Annotated in this window: 3 protein-coding genes; all 3 read left to right on the top strand. The window is 72.8% G+C overall.

Features of this window, described 5'->3' with window-relative positions:
- Window positions 1-13: 13 nt before the first annotated feature.
- From AMO33_RS16410 to AMO33_RS16400, 3 genes are read left to right on the top strand one after another with little or no spacing between them, the layout of a single operon-like run.
- Complete coding sequence (locus AMO33_RS16410) at window positions 14-5,119, top strand: non-ribosomal peptide synthetase (protein ID WP_060593143.1); 5,106 nt, start codon at window positions 14-16, stop codon at window positions 5,117-5,119.
- Window positions 5,116-9,684, top strand: a complete 4,569-nt coding sequence (locus tag AMO33_RS16405; protein ID WP_060593142.1) for a non-ribosomal peptide synthetase — start codon at window positions 5,116-5,118, stop codon at window positions 9,682-9,684. The genes AMO33_RS16410 and AMO33_RS16405 overlap by 4 nt, the downstream gene beginning before the upstream one ends.
- Before the next feature lie 7 nt (window positions 9,685-9,691).
- Entirely contained in the window at window positions 9,692-13,195 is a 3,504-nt protein-coding gene (locus tag AMO33_RS16400; protein WP_060593141.1) for a non-ribosomal peptide synthetase, read from the top strand.
- Window positions 13,196-13,275 lie beyond the last annotated feature (80 nt).

Genomic DNA, 13,275 nt, shown 5'->3' with positions numbered 1-13,275 from the left:
AGGGGCCAGATTCATGTCAGACACCGATGCCGCGAACCTGTCCGTGCTGGAGCGCCGCAAGCTGCTGTTGCAGCGACGGCTGCGCGAAAGCGGTTTGGCCACGGCCGAATCGGACGCGCAGCGGGCCCAGGCGGGCGAGCGGTACCCGCTCTCGCCCGGTCAGCGGCGCATGTGGTTCCTGCAGACCAGGGACGCCGCCGACACCACCCTGAACATCTGCCTGGCCTACCGGCTCACCGGCGCGCTCGACGAGCAGCGGCTGCGCGAGGCGTTCGGCACCGTGGTGGCGCGCCACGACCTGCTGCGCACGACCTACGGGGTGGACGAGCAGGGCGAGCCGTACCAGGTGTTCACCGACGACGTGGTGCTCGCCTGGCAGTCGCACGACCTCACCGACCTGCCCGAGCAGGGCCGCGCGCGCCGCGTCGAGGTGCTGGCGCGCCGGGAGTTCGGCAGGCCCTTCGAGCTGGCCGCCGAGACCCCGCTGCGGGCCACCCTGGTGCGCACCGGTGCCGAGGAGCACGTGCTGGTGCTCGTCGTGCACCACATCGCCTTCGACGACGAATCGTGGCCGGTGTTCTTCGCCGAGGTCAACGCCGCCTACAACGGCGCGGAGCCGGGCGCCGCGCCCGCGCAGTTCGTCGCCGCCGAGGTGCTCGCCGGACCGGACGAGCCGGCCGAGGCCGACGTCGAGTACTGGCGGGCGAGCCTGCGCCCCCTGCCCGAGCCGCTGGAACTGCCCGGCTCGGCGCCGTCGCAACCCTCCACCCAGGCCGAGCGCCGCACCCTTGCGCTGCCCGCCGACCTGATGACCCGCGTGGACGCCTTCGCCCGCGACCGGTCGGCGACGCCGTTCATGGTGCTGCTGGCCGCCTTCGACGCCCTCGTGCACCGCTACACCGCCGCCACCGATTTCCTGGTGTCGGTGCCGGTCACCAACCGCCGCGCCGCCACCGAGGGCCTGATCGGCTACTTCGGCAACACCCTGCTGCTGCGCGCCGCGGTGCGTCCGCACGACAGCTTCACCGGCCTGGTCGAGGCGACCAGGGAGACCTGCCTGAACGGCTTCGCCCACCAGAGCGTCGGCATCGACCGGGTGGTGCGCGAGGCGAACCCGGAGCGGGTCGCCGGCCGCGACGGCATGGACCAGCTGGTGCGGCTGGGCTTCAGCGTGCGCAAGGGCTCCGACGCCTTCGCGCTGCGCGGGGTCACCGCCCAGCAGTTGGAGCTGGGCGCGCCCACCGCGCAGGTGCCGCTGGCGCTGGCCGTGGTGCTCGAATCCACCGGCGCGCTGCTGGAACTCGAATACCAGACCGACGTGCTGTCGGCCGAACTGGTCGAGCAGCTGCTGCGGCACTACCTGCACCTGCTCGACAGTGCCCTGCGCGAGCCCACCCGCCGCCTCGCCGACCTGGCGATGCTCAGCCCCGAGGATCGCGCCGCGGTGCTCGAGCAGTCGCACGGCGAACTGGTGCCCGCACCGGCCACCACGATGGTGGCGCTGCTCGAGCGCGCCGCCGCCCAGCGCCCCGGCGACCTCGCGCTCGTCTCCGACGACACCGAACTCACCTACGACCAGCTGCACCGCCGCGCGAACCGGGTGGCGCGACTGCTCATCGCCGAGGGCATCGGCACCGAGGACATCGTCGGCCTGCGGATGACCACCTCGGTGGAGTTCGTGGTCGCCATGCTCGCCGTGCTCAAGTCCGGCGCCGCCTACCTGCCGATCGATCCGGCCTACCCCGAGGACCGCATCGAGTACCTGGTGGAAGACGCCGAACCCGCCCTGGTGCTCGGCCCGGTCGAGTTCGCCGCCGCCGAGTCGGCCGCCGCCGACCTGCCCGACACCGCGCCCACCGACGCCGACCGGGTGCGCCCGTTGCTGCCAGGCAACCTCGCCTACGTCATCTACACCTCCGGCTCCACCGGCAAGCCCAAGGGCGTGCCCGTACCGCACGCGGCCATCGCCGAGCACGTGGAGAGCTTCACCGCGGAGTGGGGCATGACCGCCGAGGACCGGCTGCTGCAGTCCTCCTCGGTGAGCTTCGACGCCTCGCTGCTCGACCTGTTCGTCACGCTCTCGCTGGGCGCCCGGCTGATCGTGCCCAAGCCGGACGCGTTCCGCGACATCGCCTATGTCGCCGACCTCATCACCCGCCGCGGCGTCACCGTGCTGCACATGGTGCCGTCCATGTTGAGCACGTTCCTGCTGCTGCCCGAGGTCAGCGAATGGCGGGCGCTGCGGCACGTCCCGGTCGGCGGCGAGGCGCTGCCGGGCGAGGTGGCCGACAAGTTCGCCGGCGTCTTCGACGCGGAACTGCGCAACCACTACGGTCCCACCGAGGCGGTGGTGTGCTCGACGCACATGCCGGTGGAAGGTCCGCAGGGCACCGGGGTGGTGCCGATCGGCGTCCCCAACCGCAACGTCTACACCTACGTGCTCGACGAGGCGTTGCAGCTGGTGCCCGCGGGCGTGGTCGGCGAGCTGTACCTGGGCGGCGACCAGCTGGCCCGCGGCTACCTCGGCCGCCCCGAACTGACCGCGCAGCGTTTCGTCGCCGACCCCTTCAACCCCGGTGCCCGGCTGTACCGCACCGGTGACCTGGTGCGCCGCAACCACTTCGGTGAGCTGGAGTTCGTCGGCCGGGCCGACGAGCAGGTCAAGGTGCGCGGTTTCCGCATCGAGCTCGGCGAGGTGGAGGCGGCCGTCGCCACCCATCCCGCGGTCGGTCACTGCGTGGTCGTCGTGGCCGAGGACCCGGCCGTCGGCCCGATGCTGGCCGCCTACCTGGTGCCCGCCGCCGACGAGATCGCCGGTGGCGAGATCGATCTCGAGGAGGTCCGCGCGCACGCCGCGGCGGTGCTGCCGCAGTACATGGTGCCCAGCGCGTTCGCGGTGATCCCGGAGATCCCGCTGACGGTCAACGGCAAGCTGGACAAGCGGGCCCTGCCCGCGCCCACCCCGGCCGTGGAGCGCAGCTTCCGTGAGCCCGCCACCGCGACCGAGCGACGCCTCTGCGCCATCTTCGGGCACCTGTTCAAGATGGAGCGGGTCGGTGCCGACGACTCGTTCTTCGAACTCGGCGGGCATTCGCTGCTCGCCGCCCGGCTGGTCGCGCAGATCCGCGCCGAGTTCGGCATCGAGCTCGACGTGCGCGCGATCTTCGACACGCCCACCGCGGCGGGCCTGGCCGCCCGCCTGGTGGCCCGGTTCCGCGACGAGTTCGACATCGACCTGGACTCGATGGACGCCGACTTCGACGGCGCGGACACCGAATTCGTCGGTGCCGACATCGACTTCGTCGAGGCCGAGGGGGCGCTGCCCGGCGGGTCCGCGCGGCCGCCGCTGGTCGCCGCGGAGCGACCGGAACGCATTCCGCTGTCGTACTCGCAGCTGGCCATGTGGTTCCAGTACCGCATGGAGGGCGCGAGCGTGGCGGGCAACCTGCCCTTCGCCATGCGCATCGACGGCGACCTCGACACCACCGCGCTCGCGGCCGCCCTCAACGACATCGTCGCCCGGCACGAGGCGCTGCGCACCAACTTCCCCGAGCACGACGGCGTGCCGTATCAGCTGGTGCACCCGAGCCTGCAGATCGAACTGCCGGTGCTGGCGACCAGCGAGGAGGACCTGGACGCCACCCTCGACGAGCTGCGCGGCTACCTGTTCAGCGTCGAGACCGAGCCGCTGATCCGGCCCACCCTGCTGGTGCTCGGGCCGCGCACTCACGTGCTCTCGCTGCTGGTGCACCACATCGTCGCCGACCACGCTTCGCTGGGCATCTTCCTCGACGACCTGATCACCGCCTACCGGGCGCGGGTGGCCGGGAGCGCGCCGCGGTGGGCCGCGCCCGCGATCCAGTACGCCGACTACGCGCTGTGGCAGCGGGCGGCGTTCGACCACGAACCCGCCGGTGCGCCCAGCGAATTCGCCCGCGCCGAGATCGAGCACTGGCGCGGTGTGCTGGCCGGGCTGCCGGACGAGATCTCGGTGGCACCGGACCGCCCGCGCCCGCCGGTGCTCGGCAAGCGCGGCGAGGTGGTCACCTTCGTGGTGCCCGCGGCCGAGCGCGCCGCCCTAGAGGGCCTCGCCAAGCAGAGCGGCGTCAGCGAATTCATGCTCTACCAGGCGGCCGTCGCGACGCTGCTGCACACCCTCGGCGGCGGCACGGACATCGCCCTCGGCACGCCGGTCGCGGCCCGCGTGGAGCCCGCGGTCGGCACGCTCGTCGGCCTGTTCGCCAACATGGTGGTGCTGCGCAACGACCTCGCCGGCGATCCCACCCTGCGCACCGTGATCGCGCGCAGCCGCGACGTGGTACTCGACGCGCACGCCCACCAGGAACTGCCGATCGAGCGACTGGTGGAGGCGCTGAACCCGCCGCGCTCGCGCTCGCGTAATCCGTTGTTCCAGAGCATGATCCACTTCCGTGGCGCGGACTGGGCGCCGGCGCCCACCGCGTTGAGCGAATCCGGCGACACCACGCTCACCGTGCTGCCGACCGATTTCGACATCTCGTTCCTGGATCTGAACCTGAGCCTGAACGTCGGGGTGGACGGCAGCCTGGAGGTGCGCGTGGTCGTCAACGCCGACCTCTACGAGCCGGCCACCGCGCGCTCGATCGCCGACGCCCTGCGCGCCACGCTCGCCGCCTTCGCCGCCGACCCCGACCGCAAGGTCTCCGAACTGCGGGTGCTGCCACCGCAGGAACTCGAGCGGCTGCTCGCCCCGCCCGCGCCGCGGGACACCGCCGGCGCGGGCGCGGTGTCCGGCGGTTCGGTCGAGACCGAGCGCACGCTGATCCAGCTGCTCGAGGAACTGCTCGACATCACCGATGTCGAACCCGAGGACAACTTCTTCGCCCTCGGCGGCGACAGCGTGATCTCCATCCAGTGGTCCGCGCGGGCCGCGGCGCTCGGCCTCGCCCTCACCCCGCAGCTGGTGTTCGAGCACATGACGATCGCCGAGCTGGCCGCCGCGGTCGACGCCGCCGGACCGGTGGATGCGCAGGCCGAATCCACGGCCGCGCCGCAGCCGGAGTCCGCGCCGATGAGCGCGTCCGGCCTCGACTCGGACGCACTGGCCGCGCTCACCGCCTCCTGGCAGGCCCAGTCGTGACCGGGGCCACGCCGCAGATCGAGGACGTGCTGGCGCTGAGCCCGCTCCAGGAGGGACTGTTCTCCCTGGCGCGGGTCGGCGGCGACGACCTCGACCTGTACACCATGCAGTTCGTGGTCGACATCGACGGACCGCTCGACGTCGCGCTGCTGCGCCGCAGCGCGCAGGCCATGCTGGACCGCCACCCCAACCTGCGGGCGGCGTTCTGGGATCGCGACGTGCCCAAGCCGGTGCAGATCGTGCCGAGCCACGCCGAGCTGCCGTGGACCGAACGGCAGGCGCAGCCGGCGGAATTCGCGACCATCGCCGAATCCGAGCGGCGCAGGCCCTTCGACCTGAGCCGCGGCCCCGCGCTGCGGATCGTGCTGCTGGAGGTGCCCGAGCAGGCGCGCAGGCGGATGATCCTCACCGCCCACCACATCCTCATGGACGGCTGGGCGGTCGCGGTGTTCTTCACCGAACTGCTCGCCGTCTACCGGTCGGGCGGTGACCTGTCGGTGCTGCCCGCCGCGCGCCCCTACCGCGACTACATCGCGTGGCTGGCCGGACAGGACACCGCCGCGGCGACCGCACGGTGGGTCGAGTACCTGTCCGGACTGAACGGCGCGCTCATGCTCGCCGACGGCTCGGCGCAGGTGCGCGGCGCCGTGCCGGAAACCACCGCGGTCCGGCTGTCGGCGGCGGAGAACGAGCGGTTGCAGCAGTGGGCGCGGGCCAACGGACTCACCCTGGCCACCGCCGTCCAGTTCGCTTGGACGGTGGTGCTCGGCAGGCTCACCGACCGCCGCGACGTCGTGTTCGGCACCACCATTTCCGGGCGGCCCGATCAGCTGCCCGGGGTGGAGGGCATGGTCGGGCTGTTCATCAACACCGTCCCGGTCGTGCATCATCTCGACCGCGACACCACCGTGGTCGAGCAGTGCGTGCGGATGCAGCGCGACAGCGCCGCCATGCGCGACATCGGTTACCTGAGCCTGTCCGCCGTGCAGCGCGCGGCCGGGCACGGCACGCTGTTCGACACGCTGTTCGTCTTCGAGAACGCCCCCATCGGCGACGCCATCCAGACCGTCACCGCGCCCGACGGCGCGCGGTTCCGCCCGGTCGAGATGGAGAGCCTGGCGCACTACCCGCTCACGGTCGTCGCACACCTCGACGGACCCGAACTGCTGGTGCTGGTGGAGGCGATTCCCGAAGCGCTGCCGTACTTCTCGCCCGCCGACATCGCCGAACGCCTGCTGGCGGTGCTGCGCGCGCTACCCGACTCGAGGTCGCTGACCCCGGACGCGCTCGACATCCTCACCCCGGCCGAGCGGGCCGAGTTCGGCGGGACAGCGGCGACGTCGTCCGCCGACGAGGCGGCCGACCTGGCCGACGTCGCGGGACTGACGATCTGGGAGCTGTTCGAGCGCCAGGTCGAGCGCACCCCGGACGCGCTCGCCCTCACCACCGGCGCGGGGGACCGCGTCACCTACCGCGAACTGCACGCCGCCGCGGCCCGGCTGGCCGGTGAACTGGCCGAGCACGGTGTCGGCCCGGAACGGGTCGTGGCGCTGACGCTGCCGCGCTCGGCGCAGTCGCTGGTGGCGATCCTCGCCGTGCTCGCGGCCGGCGGCGCCTATGTGCCGGTGGACATCGCGCTGCCGCAGACCAGGATCGACTCCATCCTGCGCCAGGCCGCCCCGGTGCTCGCCCTGACCGTGGCCGCCACCGCGGCATCGGCCGGTGACGTTCCGACGCTGGTACTGGACGATCCGGCGGTCCGGCAGCGCATCGCAGCGCGGGAACCCGTCGCGCCCGTCGTCGCCCGCCATCCCGAGCACTGCGCCTACATCATCTTCACCTCCGGCTCCACCGGCGAACCCAAGGGCGTTGCCGACACCAACGCCGCGGTGGCCGCCTATTTCGCCGACCACCGCGCCCGCTGCTACCGGCCCGCCACCGCACGCCTCGGCCGCCCGCTGCGCATCGCGCACGCCTGGTCGCTCGGCTTCGACGCCTCCTGGCAGCCGATGGTCGGGTTGCTCGACGGCCAGGCACTGCACCTGTTCGACGCCGAGGAGATGCGCGACGCGGGCCGGATCGTGGCGGGCATGGCCGAATTCGGCGTCGACATGATCGACACCACCCCCTCGATGCTCGCCCAGCTCGACGCGGCCGGGTTGCTGGAGCGGCGGCTGCCGGTGCTGGCCCTCGGTGGTGAGGCGATCGACACCGCGCTGTGGAATCGCCTGCGCGCGTTGCCCGACACCGCCGTCTACAACTGCTACGGCCCCACCGAGACCACGGTGGAAGCCGTCGTCGCCCCGGTCGGCCGCTACGAAACACCCACCATCGGCACCCCGAACGCCGGAATGGCGGGCTACGTGCTGGATTCCGTGCTGCGGCCGGTGCCGCGCGGCGCCGTCGGCGAGCTGTATCTGGCCGGTCCGCAGCTGGCGCGCGGCTACGTCGGCAAGCCCGGTGTCACCGCGGACCGGTTCGTCGCCGACCCGCTGTGCCCCGGCGCCCGGATGTACCGCACCGGCGACCTCGTGCGCCGCCTGCCGCACGGCGGCTTCGCCTATCTCGGGCGCGCCGACGACCAGGTGAAGATCCGCGGCTACCGCATCGAGATCGGCGAGATCGAGACCGCGCTGCGCAGGCTGCCCGGCGTGCGGACCGCCGCCGTGACGGTGGTGCGCCGCGCCGGCGGCGCGAGCCTGGTCGGCTTCGTCGTCGGCGACACCGCGTCGGCGGGCGAGGCCCCCCGGCTGCGCGCCACGCTCGCCCAGCGCCTGCCCGCCTACATGGTGCCCGCCCGGATCGTCGTGCTCGACCAGCTGCCGGTGAACGCGAACGGCAAGCTCGACGGCCACCGGCTCACCGCGCTCGCCGAACAGGCGCTCGCCGGCGGCGGCGCCGACCGGGCCGAGCCGACCACCGACACCGAGCGCGCGCTGTGCGAGGTGTTCGCGGAGTTGTTCGACGGCGCCGCCCCCGGCATCGACGACGACTTCTTCGCCCTCGGCGTGGACAGCATCGTCGCGATCTCGCTGGTCAACAAGGCCCGCAGGCGCGGCATCACGCTGAGCCCGCGGATGGTGCTGTCCACCCCGACCGTGCGCGAGCTCGCCGCCGCCGTGGACGCCGCCGTCGAGATCGCCGGTCCGGCCGAGGCCGCCGAATACGGCGAGGTGCCGCCGCTGCCGGTGGTGTCCTGGATGTACGAGTACGGCAACCACCGCCGGTTCACCCAGTCCGCGCTGCTGCGGGTGCCGACCGCGATGCCGCCCGCCACGCTGGCGGCGGTGCTGCAAGCCCTGCTCGACGGCCACGACACCCTGCGCGCGGTGGAGGCCGACACCGCCGACGGCCCGCGGCTGGTCACCCGCGAGCCCGGCGTCGTGCGCGCCGCCGATCTGCTCACCCGGGTCGAGCTGCCCGGCGCCACCGAGGCCGAACTCGACACCGCGATCCGGACGCACGCCCGCGCCGCCAACGACGCGATCGACCCGCGCACCGGGTCGATGGTGCGCGCGGTGTGGTTCACCGGCGCACCGGACGGCGACATCCTGCTGCTGGCCGTGCACCACCTGGCCGTGGACGTGGTGTCCTGGCACATCATGCTCGCCGGCCTCGCCGAGGCGTGGCAGGCGGTGGAGTCCGGCGCCGCGCCGAAGACGTTGCCGGAGTTCACCTCCTACCGCCGGTGGTCGCAGCTGATGTGGCAGCGCGCGGCCGAGCCGCAGGTGCTCGCCCAGCGCGACTACTGGGCGAGCCAGGTGCGCGACCCGGATCCGGCACTGGGCCGCCGTCACCCGCATCCGGCCACCGACACCTGGTCCGGCCTGCGGGTCACCCCGGCACTCACCCCCGTCGCGGTCACCGAACAGGTGCTGGCCGGCCTCGGCAGGGACGAAGGGGTGCGCGAATTCCTGCTCGCCGCACTGACCCTCACGCTGGCGAGCTGGCGGGTCGAACGCGGTGACGATCCCGGCGCCGGTGCGCTGATCGCCCTGGAAGGGCACGGTCGCGCCGATGCCACCCTCGGCGCCGACACCAGCAACACGCTGGGCTGGTTCACCAGTGTGTTCCCGGTACGGCTCGGCACCGGTGCCGCCGCGGTCGACCTGGCCCGGGTCGAGGCCGACCCGGAAGCGGCCCGGGCGCTGCTGGATTCGGTCACCGCGCACCTGGCCGCGATCCCGGAGCAGGGGCTCGACTACGGCCTGCTCCGGTACGTCGCGCGCGCCGCCGAACTGCGGACCGGGGCCGAGCCGCAGGTGGAGTTCAACTATCTGGGCCGGGTCGACCTGAGCGGCAGCGTCGGTGCGCCCTGGTCGTTGCTCACCGGGCCGCGCAACGAGGCGTTGCCGCTGGACCCGGAACCCGACCTGCCGCTGCGGTACGCACTCGACGTCATCGCCGCCGTCGGCAGCACACCGGAAGGGCCGCAGCTGAGCACCAACTGGCGGTGGAGCGCGGACCTGTTCACCGCGGCCGAGGCCGACCGCCTGGCCGAGCTGTGGCAGCGCAGCATCGCGGCGCTGGCCGCCGCCCTACAGCAGACATCAGACAAGGAGTGACAGCGGAATGGAGTCGGCACAGCAACGGGGAGACGCCGCCACGGCGGGCATCGGCAAGGACGAGGTCCGCGCCGCGATCGCGGCGCAACTCGGCCTCGCCGTCGAGGACATCGCCGACGGTGACGATCTCATCCAACTGGGACTCGATTCGATCCGCACGATGAAGCTGGCCGGTGGCTGGCGCAAGCGGGGCGTGGACGTCAACTTCGCCCAGCTCGCCGCCGAACCCACCGTCGAAGCCTGGTACGCCCTGCTCGGCGCGGGTGACGGCGCCGAACCGGTGGCCGCCGAGGAACCCGCCGGGCAGCAGGCGGCGGCCGACGCCGACGAGTCGGCTCCGTTCCCGCTGGCCACCATGCAGCACGCCTACTGGATCGGCCGCTCCGGCGAGCAGGAGCTCGGCGGTGTCGCCGCGCACCTCTACGTCGAATTCGACGGCGGCCGTATCGATCCCGCGCGGCTGGAGAAGGCGGTGGCCGACCTGGTCGCGGCACATCCCATGCTGCGCACCCGCTTCCTGCCCGACGGCACCCAGCAGACCATGCCCGCCCCCGGCAAGCCGGTGTTCAGCGTCGTGGACCTGCGCGACCGCGACGCCGACGCGACCGAGGCGGCCCTGGCGGACCTGCGCGAGCAGAAGACCCACCAGCTGCTCGACATCGAGGCCGGGCAGGTCATCGACATCACCCTCACGCTGCGCGACGAGAACAGCACCCGCCTGCACCTCGACGTCGACATGCTCGCCGGCGACGCCATGAGCTACCGGGTGCTGATCTCCGATCTCGCCGACCTCTACCACGGCGCCACCCTGCCCACCCCGGGCTACAGCTACCGCCGCTACCGCACCGAACGGCAGATCGACGAGGCCGCCCGTGAGCGTGACCGCCGCTGGTGGCAGGAGCGCCTACCGGAGCTGCCGGGCGCGCCCGAGCTGCCCACCGTGCCGGTCGCCGAGCGCACCGACCCGCACCGGACCGTCCGCTACAACCACTGGCTGGCCCCCGAAGCCAAACAGCGCCTGCTCGCGGCCGCCCACGAACGCGGCATCACCCCGGCCATGGCGCTGGCGGCGGTGTTCGCCGAGGTGATCGGCGGCTGGTCGGCGCAGAGTCGCTTCCTGCTGAACGTGCCGCTGTTCCACCGCGAACCGGTGCACCCCGACATCGACCGGGTGATCGGCGATTTCACCTCCTCGATCATGCTCGAGGTGGACGTCACCGAGAACATGACGGTCGCCGACCGCGCCCGTGCCCTGCAGCGCAGCATGCACGACAGCGGCGCGCACACCGCCTACTCCGGTCTCGAGGTGCTGCGCGACCTCGGCCGTCACCGCGGTGAGCCGGTGCTCGCGCCGGTCGTCTACACCAGCGCGCTCAACCTCGGCGAACTGTTCGCCGACAAGGTCACCGAAACCTTCGGCGAGCCGGTGTGGATCATCTCGCAGGGCCCGCAGGTGCTGCTCGACGCCCAGGTCACCGAGGTGCGCGGCGGCCTGCTGCTCAACTGGGACGTGCGCGAATCGGCCTTCCCCGACGGCATGATCGAGGCCATGTTCGCCTGCTACACCGAGGCGATCGGCCGCCTCGGCGAGGGCGAGGCGGGCTGGCAGGCCGAGGCCGCCGTCCGGCTGCCGCGCGCCCAGGCCGAGGTGCGGGCCGCGGTGAACGCGACCGACGGCCCGGTCAGCGGACGCTGCCTGCACGAAGGCTTCTTCACCCGGGCCGCCGCGAACCCCGACGCCACCGCGGTGGTGTGGGGCATCGGCGCGGACGAAGGCCGGTGGACCTACGGCGAGCTGGCCGGCCAGGCGCTGGCCGTCGCGGGCGCGCTGCGGGCCGAGGGCGTCGGCCGCGGCGACGCCGTCGCGGTGCAGCTGCCCAAGGGACGCGATCAGATCCTGGCCGTCCTCGGCGTGCTCGCCGCGGGCGCGACCTACGTGCCCATCGGTTTCGATCAGCCGGTCGGGCGGCGCGCCGAGATCCTGCGGACCGGCGACATCGTGGCGGCGCTGACCGTGCCCGGCGCGGACCTGGGTGTGCCGATCCCGACGCTGTCCATCGACGCCGCCCGCGCCTACCCGGCCCCGCTGGACGCACCCGACATCCCGCCGACCTCCGAGATCGCCTACGTCATCTTCACCTCCGGTTCGACCGGTGTGCCCAAGGGCGTCGACGTGCCGCACAGCGGCGCGATGAACACCATCGACGCGGTCAACGACTGGTTCGAGGTGGGCAGCGCCGACCGCGTGCTCGCCCTCTCGGCGCTCGAGTTCGACGCCTCGGTCTACGACATCTTCGGCATGTTCGCCGTCGGCGGTTCGATCGTCGCGGTGGATGCCGAGCGCCGCGCCGAGGCGACCACCTGGGTGGATCTGCTGCGCCACCACCGGGTGACGATCCTCAACTGCGTGCCGAGCATGCTCGACATGATCCTCGAGATCGGCGGCGACGAGCTGGGCGACTCGCTGCGCGCGGTCACCCTCGGCGGTGACTGGGTGGGCGCGGACCTGGCCCGGCGGCTGGCGCGGCAGGTGCCCGGCTGCCGGTTCTCCGGCCTCGGCGGCGCCACCGAGACCTCCATCCACAACACCATCTGCGAAGTCGTCGGCGAGCCGCCCGCGCACTGGGCGACCGTGCCGTTCGGTGTGCCGCTGCGCAATGTGCGCTGCCGCGTCGTCTCGCAGGCCGGGCGCGACTGCCCCGACTGGGTGCCCGGTGAGTTCTGGGTGGGTGGTGCCAATGTCGCCGCGGGCTACCGCAACGATCCCGAGCGCACGGCCGAACGGTTCGTCGAACACGACGGCATGCGCTGGTACAAGACCGGCGACATGGCCCGCTACTGGCCCGACGGCACCATCGAGTTCCTCGGCCGCGCCGACCACCAGGTCCAGATCCGCGGCTACCGCGTGGAATTGGGCGAGGTGGAGAGCGCGCTGCGCACCGTGCCGGGCGTGCGGCACGCGGTCGCGGCCGTCGTCGGCGCGGGCGCGCCCAAACTGGTCGCCGCGGTGGCGGGGGAGCGCGGGGAGATCGGCGACATCACCGGCGCCGTCGCACACCTGTTGCCCGCCTACATGATTCCCACCCGGATCGAGTACCTCGACCAGATGCCGCTGACCGCCAACGGCAAGCTGGACCGCCGCGCGGTGGTGGCCCTGCTCGAGCCGCGCGTCGACGGCGAGGACGTCGACGGCAGCCCCCGCGACGACGTGGAGGCCGCGCTCGCCGACATCGTCGCCGGTGTACTCGGCGTCGAGTCCGTCGGCGTGCACGACGACTTCTTCGGCATGGGCGGCGATTCGGTGTTGGCCACCACGGTCATCGCCCGGATCCGCGAATGGCTCGATCTCGACCACGCCCTGGTCGCCGACCTGTTCGCCAGCCGCACCATCGCAGCCCTCGCCACCCGCCTGACCGAGCGCGAATCCGACCCGAACCGGCTGTCCGAGGTCGCCCGCATGTACCTCGAGGTATCCGCGATGACCGACGAGGAGATCCTCGCCCAGATGTGAGCGACGCCCGGGGCGGCTCGCCCGCCCCGGGCCCAGGATCAGAGCAAGCCGAGTTCCCGGCCGACACAGCGGTCGATGCG

The sequence above is a fragment of the Nocardia farcinica genome (assembly GCF_001182745.1).
GTDB lineage: Bacteria > Actinomycetota > Actinomycetes > Mycobacteriales > Mycobacteriaceae > Nocardia > Nocardia farcinica.
This window is presented reverse-complemented; position numbering and strand designations above follow the sequence as displayed.

What these genes read in the sequence shown, in the direction of transcription:
- AMO33_RS16410 (WP_060593143.1), top strand. Translation starts at nt 14, where the DNA reads ATGTCAGACACCGATGCCGCGAACCTGTCCGTGCTGGAGCGCCGCAAG.
- AMO33_RS16400 (WP_060593141.1), top strand. Translation starts at nt 9,692, where the DNA reads ATGGAGTCGGCACAGCAACGGGGAGACGCCGCCACGGCGGGCATCGGC.